Source organism: Duganella violaceipulchra, from assembly GCF_019166075.1.
Taxonomy (GTDB): Bacteria; Pseudomonadota; Gammaproteobacteria; order Burkholderiales; family Burkholderiaceae_D; genus Rugamonas; species Rugamonas violaceipulchra.
On sequence record NZ_JAHTGR010000018.1, the window covers coordinates 106,428 to 128,824 of the forward strand.

The 22,397-nt window shown below is 64.9% G+C and carries 16 protein-coding genes and 1 pseudogene; 8 read left to right on the plus strand and 9 right to left on the minus strand.

Going from position 1 to position 22,397, the window contains the following annotated elements; translation table 11 throughout:
• Window positions 1-7 precede the first annotated feature (7 nt).
• The 8 genes from KVP70_RS27045 to KVP70_RS27080 all read right to left on the minus strand — a co-directional run bounded on the left by KVP70_RS27045 (window position 8) and on the right by KVP70_RS27080 (window position 10,317).
• Window positions 8-2,080 (minus strand): TonB-dependent receptor, encoded by a 2,073-nt coding sequence (locus KVP70_RS27045; RefSeq protein WP_229225121.1) that lies wholly within the window; start codon window positions 2,078-2,080, stop codon window positions 8-10.
• A complete protein-coding gene (locus tag KVP70_RS27050) occupies window positions 2,022-2,516 on the minus strand; it encodes a DUF6702 family protein (protein ID WP_217945509.1) in 495 nt (164 codons plus the stop codon). Before KVP70_RS27050 ends, KVP70_RS27045 begins: the two co-directional genes overlap by 59 nt.
• Window positions 2,513-4,882 (minus strand): M1 family metallopeptidase, encoded by a 2,370-nt coding sequence (locus KVP70_RS27055; RefSeq protein WP_217945510.1) that lies wholly within the window; start codon window positions 4,880-4,882, stop codon window positions 2,513-2,515. The genes KVP70_RS27050 and KVP70_RS27055 overlap by 4 nt, the downstream gene beginning before the upstream one ends.
• Before the next feature lie 113 nt (window positions 4,883-4,995).
• Entirely contained in the window at window positions 4,996-6,516 is a 1,521-nt protein-coding gene (locus KVP70_RS27060) for a carboxylesterase/lipase family protein (RefSeq protein ID WP_217945511.1), read from the minus strand.
• Between the two features lie 142 nt (window positions 6,517-6,658).
• Window positions 6,659-7,375: a PEP-CTERM sorting domain-containing protein gene (locus KVP70_RS27065; protein ID WP_229225122.1), complete on the minus strand. Its 717-nt coding sequence runs from the start codon at window positions 7,373-7,375 to the stop codon at window positions 6,659-6,661.
• A 90-nt stretch (window positions 7,376-7,465) separates the two neighbouring features.
• Window positions 7,466-9,145: an alkaline phosphatase family protein gene (locus KVP70_RS27070; protein ID WP_217945513.1), complete on the minus strand. Its 1,680-nt coding sequence runs from the start codon at window positions 9,143-9,145 to the stop codon at window positions 7,466-7,468.
• 105 nt (window positions 9,146-9,250) lie between these two features.
• Window positions 9,251-9,769, minus strand: coding sequence for a GNAT family N-acetyltransferase (locus KVP70_RS27075; RefSeq protein ID WP_217945514.1), 519 nt, complete (start codon window positions 9,767-9,769; stop codon window positions 9,251-9,253).
• A complete protein-coding gene (locus KVP70_RS27080; protein WP_217945515.1) occupies window positions 9,757-10,317 on the minus strand; it encodes a helix-turn-helix domain-containing protein in 561 nt (186 codons plus the stop codon). Before KVP70_RS27080 ends, KVP70_RS27075 begins: the two co-directional genes overlap by 13 nt.
• A gap of 137 nt (window positions 10,318-10,454) precedes the next feature.
• On the opposite strand from KVP70_RS27080, the gene KVP70_RS27085 reads away from it, so the two are divergent.
• The 7 genes from KVP70_RS27085 to KVP70_RS27115 all read left to right on the plus strand — a co-directional run bounded on the left by KVP70_RS27085 (window position 10,455) and on the right by KVP70_RS27115 (window position 20,272).
• Window positions 10,455-12,020, plus strand: coding sequence for a S53 family peptidase (locus KVP70_RS27085; RefSeq protein WP_217945516.1), 1,566 nt, complete (start codon window positions 10,455-10,457; stop codon window positions 12,018-12,020).
• 168 nt (window positions 12,021-12,188) lie between these two features.
• Window positions 12,189-12,803 carry an EF-hand domain-containing protein gene (locus KVP70_RS27090; RefSeq protein WP_217945517.1) on the plus strand — a complete coding sequence of 205 codons (615 nt, stop codon included), beginning with the start codon at window positions 12,189-12,191 and terminating at the stop codon, window positions 12,801-12,803.
• 171 nt (window positions 12,804-12,974) lie between these two features.
• A complete protein-coding gene (locus tag KVP70_RS27095) occupies window positions 12,975-14,537 on the plus strand; it encodes an efflux transporter outer membrane subunit (protein ID WP_217945518.1) in 1,563 nt (520 codons plus the stop codon).
• 39 nt (window positions 14,538-14,576) lie between these two features.
• Window positions 14,577-15,722: an efflux RND transporter periplasmic adaptor subunit gene (locus KVP70_RS27100; RefSeq protein ID WP_217945519.1), complete on the plus strand. Its 1,146-nt coding sequence runs from the start codon at window positions 14,577-14,579 to the stop codon at window positions 15,720-15,722.
• 13 nt (window positions 15,723-15,735) lie between these two features.
• On the plus strand, window positions 15,736-18,816 hold the full coding sequence (locus tag KVP70_RS27105) for an efflux RND transporter permease subunit (RefSeq protein ID WP_217945520.1): 3,081 nt from the start codon (window positions 15,736-15,738) through the stop codon (window positions 18,814-18,816).
• 11 nt (window positions 18,817-18,827) lie between these two features.
• Window positions 18,828-19,868 carry a GGDEF domain-containing protein gene (locus KVP70_RS27110; RefSeq protein ID WP_217945521.1) on the plus strand — a complete coding sequence of 347 codons (1,041 nt, stop codon included), beginning with the start codon at window positions 18,828-18,830 and terminating at the stop codon, window positions 19,866-19,868.
• Window positions 19,865-20,272, plus strand: coding sequence for a hypothetical protein (locus KVP70_RS27115; protein ID WP_217945522.1), 408 nt, complete (start codon window positions 19,865-19,867; stop codon window positions 20,270-20,272). Before KVP70_RS27110 ends, KVP70_RS27115 begins: the two co-directional genes overlap by 4 nt.
• Window positions 20,273-20,276: 4 nt before the next feature.
• Here KVP70_RS27115 and KVP70_RS27120 read toward each other — a convergent pair whose 3' ends face one another.
• Window positions 20,277-20,852: an NnrU family protein gene (locus KVP70_RS27120; RefSeq protein WP_217945523.1), complete on the minus strand. Its 576-nt coding sequence runs from the start codon at window positions 20,850-20,852 to the stop codon at window positions 20,277-20,279.
• 512 nt (window positions 20,853-21,364) lie between these two features.
• Between KVP70_RS27120 and KVP70_RS27125 the strand changes: the two are divergent.
• Window positions 21,365-22,196 (plus strand): annotated as a pseudogene (locus KVP70_RS27125) (IS5 family transposase); the annotation flags it as partial.
• Between the last annotated feature and the right edge of the window lie 201 nt (window positions 22,197-22,397).

Consider the following 22,397-nt stretch of genomic DNA (forward strand, 5'->3'; position numbering starts at 1 on the left):
GACCTCGCTAGAAGCTCTTGACCAGCGTCGCCCGCAGCGAGCGCGATTCGATGGGGTGGAAGTGGATGTCGTTGACCGGCGCCGCTTCGCCCTTCAGCTGAGACGGATAGTAGTAGTCGATGGCGGAGTCGCGGCGGTTGGTCAGGTTGAAGGCTTCCAGTTCCAGCGTCAGGCCCTTGCGGAGCTTCCAACCGAAGCGGGCGTTCAAGGTCAGGCTGGGCTTCGAGCGCACGCTGTTGTCCTCGACGAGCGGGCGCGGGCCGAAGTAGCGCAGCTTCAGTGAGCCCGAATACGGGCCGCCGTCGTCCACGGTCAGCGCCAGCTGGCCGGTGCCTTCGATGGCGCCGGGGATGTAGTCGCCTTCCGGATGTTCATCGCGCGAGCGGGCGCGCGCGTAGGCCAGGTCCAGGTCCACCGACAGCCATTTCAGCGGCTTGTAGTAGTTCGACAGTTCCGCGCCGTAGCGGCGGCTCGGCCGGCCCGCCTCGGTGGTGCCGGCGTCGCCGACGAAGCTCAGCTCCGAATCGAAATCCAGCCGGTACAGCGACAGCGACGACTGCAGGCCGGGCAGCCAGCTGCTGCGCGCGCCCAGCTCCATGCCGCGCGAACGCACCAGCGGCGATACCTTGTCGACCGCCGCGCCGGTCCTGGGATCGACGCCGATGGTGGCGCCGCGCGCGTCGTTGCTGTGGAAGCCGTTGCCGATGTTGGCGTAAAGTTCCGCCGTTTGCCATGGGCCGTAGATCAGGCTCAGGCTCGGGCTCACCAGATGGTCGCCGGCCTTGCCGGAGTTGGCCGCGCGGTCGCTGCGGACGTCGTAGCGGTAGCTGTCGACGCGCGCGCCGGCCACGGTGCGCAAGGCGCCGTTCCAGCGCGTGCTGTTCTCGACGTACAGGGCGGCGCTGGATTCGACGATGTGATCGCGCCGCACGACAGCGAGCGGTCGGCGCGCCTGCGTGTTGAGCAAACCGTTAAAGATATTATCGTTTTGCAGCTGGATGCCGATGGTGGTGGCGCTGTTGCTTCCGGCCGTGTGCTGGTGCCAGCTGTGGCTCGCGTTGACGCCGCTGGTGACGCGCCTGTCCGGCTGCGCGAACTGGTCGCCGTGCAGCGGGTCGTCCATGAAGTAGCTGAAGTTGGAGTACAGGTCCAGCTGGTTCGCGATCATGTAGGCGTTGACCCTGGAGGCGCTGTCCTCGCTGGTGCGGCGCCAGCCGCCAGAGAGGCTGTAGCGGTGCGAGTTGCCGCCGTCGGTCGAATCGATGGCGTCGTTGCGGGCGAGCTGGCCGTCCCGCACCGCGCGCAGCGGTATTTGGTCGGTCGCGTTCCAGTCGGCGCGGTAGGCCATCAGGCTGACGTTGTAGCCGTTGTTGGCGTAGCCTGCGCTGTAGCGCAGCACCGCGTTCAGTTTCTGGTAGTCGTCCGGATGCGTGTAGGGGCCGTCGTTGTGCAGCACTTCGAGCGCGTACAGCAGGCTGCCCTGGCCGGCGTCCAGCGAGTCGGCCAGCAGCGCGCGGCCGTAGCCGTTCTGGCCTGCCGATACGCTGGCCACGCCTTGCAGCAGGCGGTTGGCGTACACCACCGACGCCGTGCCGGCCGAGGCGAAATCGCCGTCTCCGGCGGAGTAGGGGCCTTTTTTGTAATCGAGCCGCACCGCCAGTTCCGGAATCAGGAAATTCAGATCGGTCCAGCCCTGGCCGTGAGCGTGGCTGCGCTGGTTGACGGGCACGTCGTCGACGCTGGTGCGCAGGTCGGTGCCGTGATCGAGGTTGAAGCCGCGCAGGTAGAACTGGTTGGCCTTGCCCTCGCCGCTATGCTGGCTGACGATCAGGCCGGGCGCCGCTTCGAGAAGTTCGCCGGGACGGTAGACGGTGCGCGCAGCCAGCTCCTGCTGCGAGATGCTGCCGGCGCTGGCCGCATCGGCCACGCCCAGCTGGTTGCCGCGCGAGCCTTCGACCAGCACCCGTTGCAGGATCTGGTCATCCGCCTGCGCCGCGCCGATTGCACACAGCACGATGAGCTTAACGGGTGATTTGATCGATGCTGCCTTGATCGAAGATGAGAGTCTGGACGGGGCCATCGGCTTGCAGGTTGACTGTGTTCTTTTGAGATGGCAGAAAGTCTATCAGCAAGGCGTTGTGGATGCGCGTGGCGGGCGCCAGCTTCCTGCCTTCGATTTCCTGGAAGATGACGACGCTGTCGGCGTCCGCCTTCACGCCCACCCAGTGCAGCGGCATGCGCTGGCGGTCCGGGCCCTCCAGGTAGAACTGCCGCTCGACGTAGCGGCGCAGCGGCGCTTCGCTGTCCACCTGGCCGAGATCGAAGTTGCGGCCGTAGAGATTCGTCAGCAGCAGCGCCACGTCGTGCGCCGTGTAGGTGTGCACGATCTCGGTGTTGCCGGTGCGGTCGTTGTAGCTGATGTCGGCTATGCCCATGTGAAAATTATGGGCGTTCGCCACCGTGCCGGCGAACGCCAGCACGGCTACCACGGTGAGGCGTAAAGCGCGCAGCATCATTCGGACGACGAGTCCTTGGACGATTTGTCGCCCTTGCCCTTGAGCGGCGTATTAAAGTCGCGCATCAGGTTGATGCGGTCACGCTCGGTCTTGAACAGCTCCACGCGCGACTGCGTGACCTTGCGCGGCCAGCTGTTGTTGCTGGTGTCGATGTCGGCGGTTTCCCAGAACGGGTCCTGGGTCAGGCCCACCATCGGCTCGTCGGTGACGATCAACTTGGTGATCTTCTTCGGCGAGTAGCGCCATACTTCGGCCGGAATGCGCTCGATGTACTTCTTGCCGCTCTTGAGCTCCACCTCCAGGATCAGCGGCATCACCAGCCCGCCGACGTTGGAGAAGTCCACCAGGTACAGGTGCTTGCCCTGGTCCAGCAGCTTCTTCTCCCACGGCTCCAGTTTCTCGATCGCCTCGGCGTAGGTGTTGCGGTCCTTGTTGGTGACGGTGAACTCGTCATGCTCGTTGTAGAAGTCCTTCAGCTCCGGATGGGCGTCCAGGCGTTTCGGCAGCGACTTGTTGAGCTGTTCGGAAATCGAGATCGGCTGCGCGTCCTTCTGCGCCTTCTTCCATGCCTTTTCCTTTTCCGGGTCCTTGGTGCTCACGCCGTATTCGCTGATGCCGTCGATGCTGATGTCCACCGCGTCGGTGGTGTAGAACCAGCCGCGCCAGAACCAGTCAAGGTCGGTGCCGGAAGCGTCTTCCATGGTGCGGAAGAAATCGGCCGGGGTGGGGCGCTTGAACTTCCAGCGGCGTGCGTATTCCTTGAAGGCGTAGTCGAACAGATCGCGGCCCAGGATGGTCTCGCGCAGGATGTTCAAGCCGGTGGCCGGCTTGGCGTAGGCGTTGTTCCCGAACTGGAGCAGCGACTCCGAGTTGGTCATGATCGGCACCTGGTTCTGGCTGCGCATGTAGTCGACGATGTTGCGCGGCTCGCCGCGGCGGGACGGGTAGTTGTCTTCCCATGCCTGTTCGGCCAGGTACTGCACGAAGGTGTTCAGGCCCTCATCCATCCAGGTCCACTGGCGCTCGTCGGAGTTGATGATCATCGGGTAGTAGTTGTGGCCCACCTCGTGGATGATCACGCCGATCAGGCCATACTTGGTCTGCTGCGACCAGGTGAGGGCGCCGGTCTTCTTGTCCTTGGCCGGGCGCGGGCCGTTGAAGGAGATCATCGGATATTCCATGCCGCCTACCGGGCCGTTGACCGAGATCGCGGTCGGGTAGGGGTAGTCGAAGCTGTACTTGTTGTACTGGTCGATGGTGTGGATGATGGCCTGGGTGCTGTACTTGCCCCACAGCGGATTGCCTTCCTTCGGATAGTAGGACATCGCCATCACGTTGGTGGAATCCTTCTTGAAGCCCTGGGCATCCCAGATGAACTTGCGGCTGGAGGCCCAAGCGAAGTCGCGCACGTTGGCGGCCTTGAAGTGCCAGGTCTTGGCTGCGGTGCTGACGGCCTTCTCGGCCTTCTCGGCTTCTTCCTGCGTCACGATGACCACCGGCGCGGTCGCGGTCCTGGCCTTGGCCAGGCGGTCGCGCTGCGCCGCGGACAGCACGTCGTTGGGGTTTTGCAGTTCGCCGGTGGAGGCCACCACGTGGTCGGCCGGGACGGTCAGCTGCACGTCGTAGTCGCCGAATTCCAGCGTGAATTCGCCGGAACCCAGGAACTGCTTGTGCTGCCAGCCCATCACGTCGTAGTAGGCCGCCATGCGCGGATACCACTGGGCGATTTCGAACAGGTCGTTCTTGTCGTCGTCGAAGTGCTCGTAGCCGGAACGGCCGCCCAGCACCTGCTGCTCGTTGATGTTATACGACCAGTCGATATTGAAGGCGAAGCTCTGGCCCGGCTTCAACGGCGCCGGCAGGTCGATGCGCATCATGGTGCGGTTGATGGTGTACTTCAGCGGCTGGCCGCTCGCGCCCACCGATTTGATGTTGTAGCCGCCGTCGAATTCGCGGCCGGCCAGGATGCCGCGCATGCCTTCGAACTTGTAGCCGTCTTCCGGCGTGCGTGGCTTGGCCCATGCTTCGCGCGAAGGCTGCGTCAGCATCATGCGGGCGTCGGAATCTTTTTTGTAGATGTTCTGGTCGAGCTGCACCCACAGGTAGCTCAGCGTATCGGGCGAGTTGTTGTGGTAGTTGATTTGCTCGCTGCCGGTGATGGCGCGTTTGGCTTCATCGAGCGTGGCGCGGATCGTGTAGTCCGCGCGTTGCTGCCAGTAGGCGGCGCCGGGTGCGCCGGAGGCGGTGCGGTAGCTGTTGGCGGAGGGGAGAACTTCGTCCAGCTGGCGGAACTTGTCGTCGAATGGCTCCGCTGCAAATGCGGACGCCGTCAAGCAAAGGGCGATGAAGCCGATAGTCTTGCGCATAGTTTGTATTCCTGATGATTTCCCGAATAAAGGAAGCTAGTGTATAGCAACTTTTCAAAGAATTACCATGCGATACAATAAAATACAAACTAAGTGACAGTTTCCATTTTTGCTTATTTGCTTAGCCGCTGCTGGTCCTGGAAGGCATGGTGGGCGTCGTCGGTGGCGCTCATCGCGGCCGCCGGCAGGTCCAGTCGCATCAGGCGGGAACCCTTGCCGCTGCTGGCGCGCGGCCATTCCGGCAGACCGGCGCCGTTGGGGTTTCCAGTCTTGATGAAGTTGGCGAAGTAGTCCTGCATCTGCGCCGACAGCGCGTGATCGTCGGCGGTCCACGCATAGACTTTAGTCGCTTTCAGGTTACCCAGCGCGTATTCGATTTCGACCGAGTGGCCGGCGCCGGTCTGGCCCGGACGCGGATGGGAATAGTAGTAGCGATAGACCGGCTGCCCGCTGGTACGGACATGCGTGGTTACCCACTTCCAGGTGCCGTGGGCGATGAACCGGTCGCCGGCGAGATCGGTGGCGGCCTGCATCGCATCGCCGCTGTAGGCTTGCCGCGCGGCGTCGGCGCGCTCGCCGTACATCGCCTGCAGCGCTTTGTTGAAGTTCTCCTGCGTCGGCTCGTTGTCCCCGAAGATCTGCTTGTAGTAGCCCTCCTGCGAATTCCATCCGGCCAGCAGCGGCACCTTGGCCTGTTGGCCTGCGGCGTACATCTCGACCGGGCTGCGTGGCAGCACGTAGCCGTCCTGGATATCGGAGAACCACGGCGCGTCCGGCCGCTTCAGGGTTTCCAGCAGCTGCTGGGCGGGCATGGCGCGCAGTGCGGCCAGTTTTGGCGCACCGATTTTTTCGGCGAAGTCGGCGCCTTTCTTTTCCGCGACGGCCGGCGGCAGCGGGGCGTCCAGGCCGAGCAGCGAGCCGCTCTCGCCGATGGCGCCGGCGATCAGCCCCTTGGCCAGCGGCGATATCATCTGCGCGCTGACCGACCACGATCCGGCCGATTCGCCGGCGATGGTGACGCGCGCTGGATCGCCGCCGAAGGCCGCGATATTCTTCGCCACCCATTGCAGCGCCGCCGCCTGGTCCATCAGGCCATAGTTGCCGGATGCCTTGTGCGGCGATTCGGCCGTCAGTTCCGGGTGGGCCAGGAAGCCGAAGATATTGAGCCGGTAGTTGACGGTCAGCGTGACGATGCCCTTGGCGGCCATGCTGGCGCCGTCGTAGCGCGGCTCGGAGCCGTCGCCCGCGGCAAAGCCGCCGCCGTAGAAGTAGACCAGCACCGGCAGCTTGTCCCTGGCCGATTTGGCGGGTGTCCAGACGTTCAGGTACAGGCAGTCTTCGCTGACGCCGTCGGAGCGGAACACCATGTCGTCGAACAGCGGCAGCTGCATGGCGCGCGGGCCGAAGTGATCGGCCTTGCGCACTCCCTGCCATTTCTGCGCCGGCTGCGGCGCCTTCCAGCGCAGATCGCCGACCGGCGGCGCGGCGAACGGTATGCCTTTGTACGATGTGACGCCGGAAGCCTCCAAGGTGCCCTCGACCACACCGGTGGCGGTGACGGCGCGCGGCGCTGCCGCAAAGGAAGGGGAGGCGATCACGCTGAAAGCAGCCAGCAGCAAACCGTATTTATTCATGGCGTCATTGTCGAAGTTAAATATCGACGCCCACTATAGCTGGAAGCCCTTCCACCTGCGATAAATTATTTGCGTTTTGCCATACCAATCTGTTGATGACGGCGCGGATAGGCCCGCGCCGTCGCCCTGATTTGAAGGCAGGTCAGCCGCGGCGCGCGCGGCGGCGCGCCAGGCCAATCAGGCCCAGGCCGCCGAGCAGCATGGCGTAGGTTTCCGGTTCCGGAACGGCGCTGATGGTGCCGTTGACGGCGAACGGCAGTTCCACCGACAGGCCGCTGCCGGATTCTTCCAGGGTCTCGAACGGGTCGCCGCCGCTCGATTGCGCGGCGTTGCCCTCACGGGCGTCGGACGTCGGCGGCTGCCATGGGCCGGACGCGGCGGTACCTGCCAGGCCCCAGGCCAGCCAGTAGTGGCCGGAAGCGAGCGTGACGTCGGCGATGTCGGCGTTGACCGTGTAGATGGCGCGCTGCTTGTTGGTGAGCGTGGAGTCGGTGACGCGATAGCCGGCCAGGCCGCCATTGGTGACGCCGGTGGTGCCGGAGGCAACCACGGTGCCCGAATTGATGTCGTCACCCGAGACGATGGCCCAGGTGGCCGACGTGAAGCTGAAGCCATTGGCGCCGGTCTGGTAGCCCAAGAAGTTCAGGCTGGAGACATTCCACTTCTTGCCCGCCGTGACGTTGAAATCGTCGGCCACGAAAGTGCCTGCCCCGCTTTGCGCGCCGAAGCCGTAGGTGCTGGCGTCCGGTCCGATCACGGAAACACCGGTGGCGTCCACCACCGGTCCGTTGTTGTACAACTCGCCGGCGTTGGTAACACCGGCGATCAAAGCGAGTACTGCGAAAGCGACTGTTTTCATCATTTCCCCAACTTTGTTGTAGGAAATGTAAAAATATCAGCATTTAACAATATTGCCAATAAATTATTTCAAATAAGTAAATAATTTTTATTAACGCAGCGTCTCGGTCAGCACGCGGCCTTCGGCGCCGGCCGGCGGACGCACGTGCAGCAGGTTGGCCAGCGTCGGCGCGATGTCGACCACTTCCGCATACTGGCCGTAGGCGCCCGGCTTGATCCAGCGTTTGCCCATGATCATCAGCGGCACATTGGTGTCGTAGGCGTACGGCGAGCCGTGCGAGGTGCCGCTGCTGCCGGTGCCGAAGTACCAGTAAGGCTTGGCGACCACCATCAGGTCGCCCGATGCTTCGCGATTCCAGGCGCGCCGCATCAGCGTGGCGATGCGGGTGGTGTTGGCGGCGCCGCTTTCAAGCTGGGTGCGGGTGTAGGCTTCGACGATGCCGTTCTGCGCCAGCAGGTAGCGGGCGGCGGCGTTTTCCACGTCCTCGCGTTTCAGGCCGCTCTTGTCGATCTGCGCGTAGTCCAGGTGGATGTTGGGCAGCGACCAGGCGCTCAGCAGCTTGGCGCCGCCGAATTTCTCCGACAGGTGCTGGTCCAGCGCGTTCATCAGCTTGTCGCCGTCGATGCGCTGGGCGTCGATGTGCTGGGTGCGCGAGAACTCGGGCGTGTTCGGGAAGCCGTGGTCGGCGGTCAGCACCACCAGCACATTGTCCATGCCGACGCGCTGGTCGAGGTAGTTGAAGAAGTCGCCCAGCATGCGGTCCACGCGCTGCAGGTGGTCGTGCGACATTTTGCTTTCCGGGCCGAAGGCGTGGTTGACGTAGTCGTGCGCCGACAGGCTCACGCCCAGCAGGTCCGGCACGCCGGCCGGATTGCGGCCGAGGTTTTCGCCTTCCACCGCGGCACGCGCGAAGTCCAGCGTCAGCTGGTCAAGGAAGGGGCCGGTCTTCAGGCTGTTGTAGTAGCCGGCGTCGATCTCGCCGCTCTCGCTGTAGTAGGCGTAGGGCAGGCGGTTGTGGGTGCCCGCTTTGACCTGGTTCAGGTCTTCGCTGGCGTCGCCGGCGTAGGCCGCCTCGGGCAGCAGCGGCGTCCACGACTTGCCGTAGTAGCGGTCCTGCGGCTTGCCGGCCTGGTATTGCTGGACCCAGGCCGGATGCGCCTTCATGTAGAAGGTGCTGCTGGCGAAGTTGCCGCTCTTGTCCATGTACATGTAGGCGGTGCCGGTCTTGCCGGCCAGCAGAATCGCGCCGCGGTCCTTGCCGGAGACGGTGACCACCTTGCTGCGGCTGCCGGTGGCGTAGCGCAGCTGGTCGCCCAGCGTGTCGACTTTCAGGCGGGTCGGCGCGGTGCCGTCGCTAGGCTTGGTGTCTTCGCCGATGTAGCTGTAGTTGGTGTCCTCGGTGCAGTACACCGATTTTTTCGTGATGGGGTCGATCCAGTTGTTGCCGATCACGCCGTGCACATACGGGTAGGCGCCGGTCAGCACGGCGCTGTGGCCGATCGCGGTGACGGTGATGCCGTGCGCCTGGTGCGCGTTGCTGAACGACGCGCCCTGGTCCAGCATGCGCCGCAGGCCACCCTTGCCACCCTGGCCGAACTGGTCGCGATAGCGCTGCACCTGCTCGTTCGGCAGGCCGTCCACCACCAGCACCACCACCAGTTTCGGCAGGGCCGAGGCGGCGGTGGCGGCGGGAGCGGCGGCGTGCGCGGCGTGCAGCGCCAGGCAGGAGGTCGCGATTACGAGTGCGGGCAGGGACAGTTTCTTTGTCATGTTGGGTCGTCGTCAGGTTGGGAGGGATCGTCGGCGCATAGCCTACCATGCGCCCGCGACATCGTACTCCATCCTTGTGACGGCTCGATGACAGGCGCGGCGCGCTTACAGCCGCAGGTGCATGAAGGTGGCCGGGCCCAGCGTGCCGTCGGGCAGGGCGGCGTAGTCGGGCACCACGCCGGTGACGGCGAAGCCCAGCTTTTCGTACATGCCCTGCGCCGGAAAACCGGTGCAGGTGTCGAGCACCAGCAGCTTGCACTCCAGCGCGCGCGCCCGCTGCATCACGTGCCGCATCAGCGCCTGGGCGACGCCTTGCCGGCGCGCCGAGGAATGCACCAGCATCTTGGAAATCTCCGCCCGGTGGCGGCCGTTGGGCAGGCCGCACAACACCAGCTGCACGGTGCCGCACAGCGCGCCGTGCGCATCGTGCGCGACGAACAGCAGCCGTTCGCCGCTGTCGACCTGCGGCGCCAGCGCCAGCCAGAACGCCTGCGCTTCCTCCAATGGGCAGGGCAACAGGAAGCCGACGCTGGCGCCATGCAGCACGCAGTCGCGCAGCACCTGCGCCAGCTCGGCTGCATGGCGGCGCAGGCCGGCGCCATCGAGTTGGGTTATGGTGGGCATAGGGCGATCAGGTAGCGGGCCGGCGACGGCCCCGGACAGAAAAAGCGCGTGGCGCCGAACAGATGGAAGCGCAGGCAGTCGCCCGCTTGCAGCGGATGGGTGACGCCGTCGAGCGTGTAATCGAGCGCGCCTTCGAGCAGCCACAGGTGTTGCTCCATGCCGGGCACGGAGGCGCTGTCGTAGTCGATGCGGGCGCCGGCCGGCAGCCAGCCCTCCACCAGCTCGACGCCGTAGCCGCGCGCCGGCGGCGACACCATGCGGCGTTTGAAGCCGGTATCGGGGTCTTGCCACAGCACCTGGTCGGCGGCGCGCAGCAGCTCGCCCGGCTGGGATTCGGCCTCGGCGATCAGGCGCGACATCGGCAAACCGAACACGGTGCACAGTTTGCCCAGCAGGGCGGCGGTGGGGCTGTTCTCGCCCCGTTCCAGGCGCGACAGCGTGGCCCGGCTGATGCCGCTGGCGGCGGCCAGCTCGTCCAGCGACAGTCCGCGTTCCACGCGCAGGGCTGCCAGGCGCAGGGCCAGGCGGGATTCGATGTCATTTCTCATAAGTGGGAATATATCTCCATTATGAGATTTCAGCAAGACGGGCGGGCGTTTTTATCAGCGATTCCTCTGCGCTGCGTCAATCGCGCGGCCATCGCGGCCAGTATCTTTTGTGAGCAACCTATCGAAAGGAGCTTACGATGGCCACCACATCCACCCCCCATATCATTCCCGGCAGCGGCCAGTTGGCCTTGCAGGGCGCGGTCGCGCTCGGCCCGGTAGCGGACGCGCAGACCATAGAAATCACCGTGCGGCTGCGCGCCGCGCCGGACCGCGCGCCGTTGGACCTGCAAGCGGCCACCGCTGACGCCCAGCCGGTCGAACGCCAGTACCTCAGCCGCGAACAGTTCGCCCAGGCCCACGGCGCCAGCGATGCCGACATCGCCAAAGTGACGGCCTTCGCGGCCCAGCACGGCATGGCGGTGATCAGCAGCGATGCGGCGCAGCGCCGTGTGGTGCTGGCCGGCACGGCCGCGCAGATGAGCGCTGCCTTCGGCGTCCAGCTGGAAGAGTATGAATACCCGGACGGCAGCTATCGCGGCCGCACTGGCGAGCTGAGCGTGCCCGACGCGCTGGCCGGCGTGGTCGAGGGCGTGTTCGGACTGGACGACCGGCCGGTGGCCACGCCCAAGTTCCAGCGCCTGCAGGCGGACGGCTTCGCCTCGGCGGCGGCGGCCAACATCGCGTTCTCGCCGCCGCAGCTGGCGCGCTTGTACAACTTTCCGCAGGGGCTGGACGGCAGCGGCCAGTGCATCGGCATCATCGAGCTGGGCGGCGGCAGCCGGCCGCGCGACCTGAAGATTTATTTCGGCGAGCTGGGCTTGCCGGCGCCGCGCGTCAAGTCGGTCTGCATCGACCACGCCAAGAACCGTCCCACCACCGCCAACAGCGCCGACGGCGAAGTGATGCTCGACATCGAGGTGGCGGGCGCGGTGGCGCCGGGCGCGCTGATCGCGGTCTACTATGCGCCCAACACCGAGCGCGGTTTTCTCGACGCCATCACCGCCGCCGTGCACGACGCCGTCAACCAGCCGTCGGTAATTTCGATCAGCTGGGGCGCGCCCGAATCGGCCTGGACCGGGCAGGCCATGACCGCCTTCGAGCAAGCCTTCGCCGACGCCGCCGCGATGGGGGTAACCATCCTGTGCGCGGCCGGCGACAACGGCTCCACCGACGGCGTCAGCGACGGCGCCCAGCATGTGGACTTTCCGGCGTCGGCGCCGCACGCGCTGGCCTGCGGCGGTACCAGGGTGCTGTTGCAGGACGGTGGTCAGGCGCTGGAAACCGTGTGGAACAGCGGCCCCAACAGCGCCACCGGCGGCGGCTACAGCAGCTTCTTCGGCGTACCCGACTACCAGCAGGGCGTGGTCAACGGCCATGCCGCGCGCGGCGTGCCGGACGTGGCCGGCGACGCCGATCCGGCCAGCGGCTACAAGGTGCGGGTCGATGGCCAGAACCTGGTGTTCGGCGGCACCAGCGCGGTGGCGCCCCTGTGGGCCGGCTTGCTGGCGCTGATCAACCAGCGGCTCGGCCGGCCGGTCGGCTTTCTGCATCCGCTGCTATATGGATCCTTGCAGGGCAGGGGCGTCACCAGGGACGTTACTAACGGCAACAATGGCGCGCAACAGGCGGTGCCGGGGTGGGACGCGTGCACGGGGTGGGGCTGCCCCGATGGGGAAAAACTATTGCAGGCATTAAGTGATTAATTTTGCAAATCGAAACAATTCTTTAATGCAAGTTTCGCATGGGAAAAAGACACTTTTTCGCTCTACAGCCCGCTAAAAATGCTGATTGTTGTCGAAACCTTGATAGAATGACGGGGTAGAAGTTTTTTTTGCTCGACAGTTTCCGGCGTCGTCAAACAGGAGTCGATTATGATTATGGTGAACAACATTGGTGGTGCTTCCCTTCCCGCGTCCGTGGTCGCGGAGAAGACGCTTGAGCCGAAGAAAAACGCCACGCCTGTAGCCGAAACCAACGCGGACTTGAGCGCATCGGTGGCCGCCTATCTGTCCCTGCCTGGCTTCAATTCGCCGGTGCAAAACGACCACATTCAGGCCGTCAACGCGGCCGACAAGGCCAGCGCGGTCGTCAAGGCGGTGGCGGAGTCAGACGATGATGGCATGAAGCTGGCGTTGAAGCAGTTCGACGAAGGCTTGAAGCGCCTGGTGCAGCGTCCGGAAACCCAGTTCTTCCAGGCCAAGTTCGGCCTCGACGCCAGCGCTGACGAGCACAACAATCTGGTGTCGCCCGATCCTTTGCCGGGCGTCGATGAAAATGGCGTGCTGGGCAGCGGCAAGGTCGACATGGCCGCCGACACCAACAAGGACGGCAAGATCAGTCCCGACGAGCTGCGCCGCTACCAGATGCCGATCACCTACCGCAGCAGCGAGCGCGCGGTCGATTCCGTGGTCAACGGCCCGTCGGCCTTTTCGCTGACCGAAGTCAACCGCGCCTACGGCGTGGTGGCCACCGCGGAAGCGGCCTGATCACCCCTCACAGTCTTCTCTGAAAAACGGGCTGCGCCTACACGGCGTCGCCCGTTTTTTTTTCGCCCAGCAAGTTGCATGGCGCGAATGTCATACAAAAAACACACTCAGCACGTAAAAAATGCGAATATGTCAGCCAAAAGTGCAGTTCAGTTAACCTTTTGGTCTGGCATGACCCTTCAGCGGGAGTTTTTTGTGAGAAAACAGAACTTCAGGCAATTCCACCGGCAAGCCCTGCGTGCCTGTGTGGCGGCACTGGTCGCGGCGGGATTGGGTGCTTGCGCCCTCGGCCCCGAATTCAAGACCCCGGCCGCTCCGGCCGCGGCGGGCGAGCGCTATACCCCGACGCCGCTGGCGGCCCGGACGGCGGCCTCGGCCGGCGTCGGCGGCGCCGCCCAGCAGTTCGCGATGGGGCAGGATATTCCCGCGCAGTGGTGGACGGTGTTCCGCTCGCCCGCGCTGGACCAGCTGATACGCGGCGCACTGGAGCAGAACCCCAATATGGCGGCGGCCGAAGCGGCGCTGCGCCAGGCGCAGGAAAGTTATAACGCCCAGTCCGGCAGCCTGGTCTATCCGAGCGTGAACGGCCAACTGGGCGTGGCGCGGCAGAAGACGTCCGAGGCCGGCAGCGGCAACGGCGGCGTCTTCAATCTGTACAACGCCTCGGTCAACGTCGCCTACACGCCGGACGTGTTCGGTTCCACCCGGCGCACGCTGGAGGGCGCGCGCGCCCAGGTCGATTACCAGCGCTTCCAGGTCGAGGCGACCTATCTGGCGCTGAGCGCCAACGTGGTCACCACCGCCATCCGCGAAGCCTCGCTGCGCGCGCAACTGAAGGCCACGCAGGACGTGCTGGACGCCCTGAACCAGCAGATGGGCGTGATCGAGAAACAATTCCAGTACGGCGCCGTGCCGCGCAACACCTTGCTCAGCCAGCGCAACCAGGTGGCGCAGATCGCCGCCACCTTGCCGCCGCTGGAAAAGGCGCTGGCGCAAAGCCGCCATCAACTGTCGGTGCTGGCCGGCAAGCTGCCGAGCGAGGCGGGCATGCCCGAGTTCGAGCTGGCCTCGCTGACCCTGCCGGAGTCGCTGCCGGTGTCGCTGCCGTCGGCGCTGGTGCGCCAGCGGCCCGACATCCGCGCCAGCGAAGAACAGCTGCACGCGGCCAGCGCCGCGATCGGCGTGGCGACGGCGGCCCAATATCCGCAGTTCACGCTGAGCGGCAGCTACGGCTCGTCGGCGCAAACCTTCAGCAAGCTGTTCGACGCCGAGACCACGGCCTGGAACCTGGCCGCCGGCCTGACCGCGCCGCTGTTCAACGGCGGTGCCCTGAGCGCCAGGCGGCGCGCGGCGGAAGCGGCCTACGACGTGGCGGCGGCGCAGTACCGCGCCACCGTGCTGACGGCGTTCCAGAACGTCGCCGACAGCCTGCGCGCGCTCGACTCCGACGCGGCCTCGCTCAAGGCCCAGGCCGAGGCGGAGTCGCTGGCGGCCGAATCGCTGGCGCTGGCCACCCAGCAGTACAAGCTGGGCGGCATCAGCTACCTGGTGCTGCTGGACGCGCAGCGCAGCTACCAGCAAGCCCACGTGGCGCTGGTGCAGGCGCAGGCGGCCCGCTATGCGGACACGGCGGCGCTGTTCCAGGCGCTGGGCGGCGGCTGGTGGAACCGTGGTGGCGGCGTGCCGGCGGCCACGGCGGTGTCGGCCGCCGCGCCCTACGGCAGCGCCAAGTAAGCACATATCAAACAACACTAAAAAGCAGGAGAACGATACATGACCAAGCGTATGTTCATCATGATAGGCGGCGTCCTTTTACTGATCGTCGTGCTGGCCTTCGGCAAGTATTTGCAGATTAAGAAGTTGATCGCCAGTTCGCCCAAGCCGACCGCGCAGGTCGTCACCGCGATCAAGGCCACCGTCTCCGAATGGCAGCCGCAGCTGACCTCGGTCGGCACGCTGGTGCCGGTGCGCGGCGTCGACGTCACCACCGAGATCGCCGGCCTGGTGCGCCAGGTGCGCTTCAAGTCGGGCGACGAGGTCAAGGCCGGCCAGGTGCTGTTCGAGATGAACGCCGATTCCGATATCGCCCAATTGCGCGCGCTGCAGGCGGCGGCGGACCTGTCGGCCTCGGTGCTCAAGCGCGACAAGCTGCAGTTCGCTGCCCAGGCCATCAGCCAGGCCCAGCTCGACAACGACGACGCCGACCTCAAGAGCCGCAAGGCGCTGGTGGCGCAGCAGCAGGCCGTGGTCGACAAGAAGACCATCCGCGCCCCGTTCGCCGGCAAGCTGGGCATCACCGCCGTCAATCCCGGCCAGTACCTGAACCCCGGCGACAAGCTGGTGACCCTGCAAACCATCGATACCGTTTACATCGATTTCTTCGTGCCGCAGAAACAGCTGGCCGGCCTGTCCATCGGCCAGAAGCTCAGCCTGACCAGCGACGCCTGGCCGGGTGTGGGCTTCCCCGGCAAGGTCACCTCGATCAGCCCGAAGGTCGACGCCGCCACCCGCAACGTGCAGGTCGAGGCCACGGTGCCCAACGCCAAGCGCCAGCTGCTGCCGGGCATGTTCGCCAACGTCAGCCTGGACCAGGGCGAGCGCAAGAAATACCTGACCCTGCCGCAGACCTCGATCACCTACAACCCTTACGGCTCGACCGTGTTCGTGCTGGCGCCGCCGCCGGCCGACGCCAAGGAGCCGCTCAAGGATGACAAGGGCAACGCCCACCTGGTGGCGCAGCAGGTGTTCGTCACCACCGGCCCCACGCGCGGCGACCAGGTGGCCATCCTGACCGGCGTCAAGGAAGGCCAGACGGTGGTCACCAGCGGCCAGCTCAAGCTGAAGAACGGCACGCCGGCCGTGATCGACAACAAGGTGCAGCCGGCCAACAGCCCGAATCCGACGCCGCAGGAACACTAAGGGATACCGCGCCATGAATTTCACCGACATCTTCATCAAGCGGCCGGTCCTGGCCAGCGTGGTCAGCCTGCTGATCGTGGTGCTGGGACTGCGTTCGCTGTTCAGCCTGCCGATCAACCAGTATCCGAAGACGCAGAACGCGGTGGTCACCATTTCCACCACCTACTACGGCGCCGACGCCTCCACCGTGGCGGGCTTCATCACGCAGCCGCTGGAAGGCGCCATCGCACAGGCGCAGGGCATCGACTACCTGTCCTCGTCGTCCAACAGCGGCGTGTCGGTGATCACCGCCACCTTGCGCCTGAACTACGATTCCAACCGCGCGCTGACCGAGATCACCACCCAGGTCAACTCGGTGCGCAACCAGCTGCCGCAGCAGGCGCAGCAGCCGGTGCTGACGGTGCAGACCGGCCAGACCACCGACGCCATGTACATGGGCTTCTACAGCGATACGCTGCCGACCAACAATGTCACCGACTTCCTGGCGCGCGTGGTCAAACCGAAACTGGACTCGATCCAGGGCGTGCAGACCGCCGAGCTGCTGGGCGCGCGCCAGTTCGCGCTGCGCGCCTGGCTGGATGCCAACAAGATGGCGGCGCACGGCGTCACCGCCACCGACGTGAGCGCCGCGCTGGCGCAGAACAACTACCTGACCGGCCTGGGCGCCACCAAGGGCCAGATGGTGACCGTGCCGCTGACCGCCGGCACCGACCTGCACACGGTCGAGGAGTTCAAAGCGCTGGCCATCAAGCAGACCGGCGGCGCCATCGTCCACCTGGAGGACATCGCCACCGTCACGCTGGGGTCGGAAAACTATGACTTCAACGTCGCCTTCAGCGGCGTGCGCTCGGTGTTCATCGGCATCAAGGTGGCGCCCGAGGCCAACATCCTCGACGTGGCCAAGCGCGTCCGGGGCGCCTTCCCGCCGATCAAGGAACAGCTGCCGAACGGCCTGACCGGCGAGATCGTCTACGACTCGACCGAGTTCATCAACACCTCGATCGACGAAGTGGTCAAGACCCTGGTCGAGGCGCTGGTCATCGTCACCATCGTCATCTACCTGTTCCTGGGCAGCTTGCGCGCGGTGATCGTGCCGGTGATCGCGATGCCGCTGTCGCTGATCGGCACCTTCTTCGTGATGCTGATGCTGGGCTACTCGATCAACCTCTTGACCCTGCTGGCCATCGTGCTGGCGATCGGCCTGGTGGTGGACGACGCCATCATCGTGGTGGAGAACGTCGACCGCCACATGAAGGAGGGCATCAAGCCCTACGACGCCGCCATCATGGCCGCGCGCGAGCTGGGCAGCCCGATCCTGGCGATGACGGTGGTGCTGATCGCGGTGTACGTGCCGATCGGCTTCCAGGGCGGCCTGACCGGCGCGCTGTTCACCGAGTTCGCCTTCACGCTGGCCGGCGCGGTGGCGGTGTCGGGCATTGTCGCGCTGACCCTGTCGCCGATGATGTGCGGCCACTTCTTCGATGCCAAGCAGGATGAGGGAAAATTCGTCAAGGCCATCGACAAGGTGTTCGAGAAGGTCCACAACGGCTACCTGCGCCTGCTGCACAGCCTGCTCAACACCTGGCCGGTGCTGATCGTCATGGGCCTGATCCTCAGTCTGCTGCTGGGCCTGATGTTCAAGATGTCGCAGTCCGAACTGGCGCCGGAAGAGGACCAGGGCATCGTGCTGTCGCAAGTGGTCGGCGCGCCGACCGCCACCTCGGACCAGATGCAGGCCTACGCCAAGCAGATCTTCGACATCTCGCACGCGCTGCCCGAGTACGAGCAGATGTTCCAGATCACCGGCGTGCCGACCACCAATTCCGGCATCGGCGGCGTGCTGTTCAAGTCGTGGGACAAGCGTAGCCGCTCGGCGCACGAGATCCAGCAGGACTTGCAGGAAAAATGGAGTCATGTGGCCGGCGGCCGCGTGGCGGCGTTCCAGTTCCCGGCGCTGCCGGGCAGCTCCGGCTTGCCGGTGCAGTTCGTCATCACCACCACCGAGCCGTTCGAGAACCTCAACACGGTGGCGCAGGCGGTGCTGGACAAGGCGCGCAAGGACAACAAGTTCTACTTCGCCGATGTCGACCTGAAGATCGATTCGCCGCAGGCGCGCGTCGAGGTCGACCGCGACAAGCTGGCCACCCTGGGCCTGACGCAGCAGGACTTCGGCAACGCCATGGGCGCGGCGCTGGGCGGCGGCTACGTCAACTATTTCTCGATCGCCGGCCGTTCGTACAAGGTGATCCCGCAGGTGCAGCAGGTCGACCGCCTCAACCCGTCCGACGTGCTGGACTTCTACATCAAGACCCCGAGCGGCGCCATGATCCCGGCCAGCACCGTGGCCAGCATCAAGTACAGCGTGCAGCCGGAATCGGTGACCCGCTTCCAGCAGCTGAACTCGGCGACCATTTCCGGCGTCACCGGCGCCTCGCAGGGCGAGATCCTGGAATACCTGCGCAACGCCGTCAAGGAAGTCGCGCCGTCGGGCTACACGGTCGACTACTCGGGTGGTTCGCGCCAGTTCATGAGCGAATCGGGCGGCTTCGTGTTGACCATGGCGTTCGCCGTCATCATCGTGTTCCTGGCGCTGGCGGCGCAGTTCGAGAGCTTCCGCGATCCGATCGTGATCCTGTTCTCGGTGCCGATGGCGCTGTTCGGCGCGATGACCTTCATCTTCCTCGGCTACGCCTCGATCAACATCTACACCCAGGTCGGCCTGGTGACGCTGATGGGCCTCATTTCCAAGCACGGCATCCTGATCGTGGAAGTGGCCAACCATTTGCGCGCGGCCGGCAAGAGCAAGCGCGAGGCGATCGAGGAAGCTGCCGCCACCCGTCTGCGTCCCATCCTGATGACGACCGCGGCGATGGTGTTCGGCGTGGTGCCGCTGGTGGTGGCCTCGGGCGCCGGCGCGGCCGGCCGCCACGCGATGGGTCTGGTGATCTTCACCGGCTTGTCGATCGGCACCTTGTTCACGCTGTTCGTGGTGCCGGCCATGTATATGTTCCTGTCCGGCCAGCACAAAGCCGAACCGCAGGCCGAACCGCATGGCGGCGCGGCGCCGGCCCACACCGCCGGGCAGCCGACCTGAAGCCGGGTGCGATGTCCGCCGTGGACCAGGCAACGGCGCGCCGCTTCGGCTGGCTGAACGGCCGGCGCAAGCGCAGCATGGAAGAAGTGATACTGATGTTGCTGTGCGCGCTGTGCGTGCCCAGCATCCTGCCGTTCGGGATCTACCGCCTGATGCAGCAGCAGTGGATGTCGGCTGCAGTCGACATGGCGTTGGTGCTGGCCATGCTGGCGGTGATCGTGCACGTATGGCGCACCGGCGGCCACCGGGTCGCCAGCTTCTGCGTCACGCTGTTCTATTCGGCCGGCATGCTGGCCACGGTGTACCTGCGCGGCGTGTCGCTGATCTACTGGGTCTATCCGACCATGATCGCCTGCTACTTCGTGCTGCGTCCCGGCTTGGCGGTGGCGATCAACAGCGTCTCGCTGGCGGCGCTGGTGGTGATCCTGCTGTCGCAGCTGGCGGTGCTGAACCTGCTGACCATCGTCGTCACCATCGGCCTGGTCAACCTGTTCGCCTACATCTTCGCCTATCGCACGGGCGCGCAGAACAAGGCCCTGCACACCGAGGTGGAGCTGGACTTCCTGACCGGGGTCGGCAACCGCCGTTCGCTGGACCGCAAGCTGGCCGACCACGCCGACGAACGCCGTCCGCACCTGCCGTCCTGCCTGCTGTTGCTGGACCTGGACCACTTCAAGCAGGTCAACGATCTGCACGGCCACGCGGCCGGCGACCAGGCGCTAATACGGCTGTGCGAGGTGATGCGCCTGCATACACGCTCGAGCGACCGCATCTTCCGCTATGGCGGCGAGGAGTTCGCCGTCATCGCCAACGGCGCGGAGCTGGACGCGGCCAGCCGCCTGGCCGAGAACCTGCGGGCCGCGGTGGCTGCGGCCAAGCTGATCGACGGCCATCCGCTGACGATCTCGATCGGCGTGGCGTTCATGGACAAGCGCCGCGCGCCGGCCGACTGGCTGATGCAAGCGGACAAGATGCTGTACGCGGCCAAACAGGGCGGGCGCAACGCCGTCCGCGTGGCCGCCGGCGATGCGGCCGGCGTGGAGCAAGCATGAGGAACACCATCCTTGCGGGCGTGTTGGCGGCCATGCCGCTGGCCGCCTGGTCTTTGCCAGAAGCGCCGCCGGCGCCAGCAAAGGCGCCGCCCGCACCGTTGGCGGGCGACCTGAGCCTGCCACCCGCCTTGTCAGACGAGATGATACGCAAGGCGGTGCGCGCCACCATCGTTGAAGATCCGCATCCGGTCGACACGGCGAACCGCGCGGTGGGCGCCTTCAGCAGCGCTGCGCCGAGCATGCATGACACGATGACGGCCGCCTTCGAGCAGGCCAAGGTGCCCGATTGCCTGCACGGCGACGCGCTCAAGCTGCAGCCGGCGCACATCGGCCCGATCGCCGTGGTGGGGCCTTACTCGCTGCCGTGGGTGATCGCGGCGGTGATACGGGGTAAATGCAACTGAGGTGTCAGAACGGCTTCACGCCGATCAGCATCTGGTGCAGCCAGTGGGCGAACAGCACCGAAACGCCGATGCCGATCACCACCGTGACGGCCGTCGCCACGCCCTTGCCAGGCGGGTAGACGGTGCCAGCGGCGGCATCGCGCCGGCGGGCGGTGCGGAACAGCAGCACCGACCACACCAGGAAACTGCCGAACAGGATGATGTCGTGCAGCGTGCCGTTGGCCAGCAGGTGGGCCAGCGCCCAGACCTTGACGGCCAGCGTCATCGGATGATGCAGGCGCGCCTTGATGCCGTTGCCCGGCACATAGGCCGCCACCAGCAGGATGAAGGACAGCACCATCAGCGGCGCGGCGATGTGCGCCATGTAGCGCGGCGGCGACCACACCACCACCGGCTGCTGGCGCGCCAGGCTGTAGCCCCAGATGATCAGCCCGAAGCCGGCCAGCGACGCCAGCGAATACAAACCCTTCCAGCCGTTCTCGCCCAAGCGCGCGCGCATCGCGTTGCGCCAGTCGTCGGCGAAGATGCGGACCGAATGCAGCCCGAGGAAAATCAGCAAACCCAATATCAGCAGCGTCATCAGCACATCCTAGTTATGTCCGAATAGGACCTTGAATAGAAGAACAGAAGCTTGAATGGAGAAACCAGCCCAAAGAATAGTACCTTGAAATGAAGGAAGTAGACATCCAATGTGCCGATTCCCCACTACCGTCCCTTTCGAACTTGCGGTTAGCCTCGCACCGGGTCATCGTCGCCAGGATATCGATAGAAAGCATGAGCTTCCGATCGCATCCCACGTATTGGACCGGCAGCTATGGTTTTCCAAACTTTTCAGCGACAATCCTAAGAGCCACCAGATAAACTAGGGCAATTAACAGAAGGATGGCTCCATGTGGTACAGCACTTTTCAAAGGGGCATGTAGAAAGCCAAGCAACGCTACTCCAATAATGTAAATATGATTTTTTCGCATGCTATCGCTCACATGGCGTTGTTGTATAAATCCTGCGGCAACCAATGCTAACGTTTATGCGCAACAGTTGGTGCCGCAGGGCTGTTAACTTCGGACGAACTTGCGTAGATGCAGGTCTTTTGCCGGGCTGATCGCCAGACGTGATGTGACGATCTCTGGATAGGGCGATACGTGTGGCATTGGGAAGCTGAGGTCGAGGCCGTCAAGCGTGGCCGACCACACGTCTACGCCGACGCGATCATCCAGATGCTGTTCGGACTCAAGCAGGTGTTTCGCCTGCCGCTGCGCGCGCTGCAGGGTTTCGCGGCGCACATGAACAAGCTCGCCTTCGCCGATCTGTCGGTGCCCAACTACACGACGCTGTGCCGGCGCGCATGGGATCTCGACGTCGTGCTGCCGGTCTTGTGCAGCGGTGAGCCGCTGCACCTGGTGGACGGCTGCACCGGTCTGAAGGTGTTTGGCGAGGGCGAACGGAAAGTGTGCAAGCACGGTTATTCCAAGCGCCGCACCCGGCGTGAGGTGCATCTGGCGATGGACGCGAACACCGGCCAGTTTTTGCGCCGCGCTGATGACGCGCCAGGACGTTGGCGGTGGCGAGGTGTTGCCCGAGTCGCTCGACCAGTTCCCGGCCAATACGCCAATCGGCGTCGTCGGCGGCGATGGCGCGTATGACACCCGGCAATGCCATGCGGCGATTGCTGCACGCAGGACAACACCATCGATCCCGCCACGCGATGGTGCGGTGCGCCGTTCGAAACGAACACCCCGCGCGGCTTGGCGCAACGGCGCGATCGATGTCATCGGCCAAAGCAGTCGGCCGGACTGGAAGAAGGGCTGCGGATATCACCGAGGTAGCCATTCGGGCGGGCGTGCTCAGTCGCATGACCTCGCCGGCGTGCCCTCAGTCCGTCCGTATCGCGCGAATTCATAGGGAAAGGGGAAATCCCAGTTAGACTCGATTTATGCCAACAACGCCCATTTTTTCGTGGATAATTGGTGGTGCTATTTTCTAATAGCCGTTTGTTTTGGCTCTATGCCGTTTTCAGTGGAAATTGACATCAGGCGAAGTGGCGCGTAACGCCATGTTCGCGCGGCACGGCGGCGAGCAGCGGATTGGACGGCAGGTGTTTGAGCTTGGCCATGCGTAAGTAAGC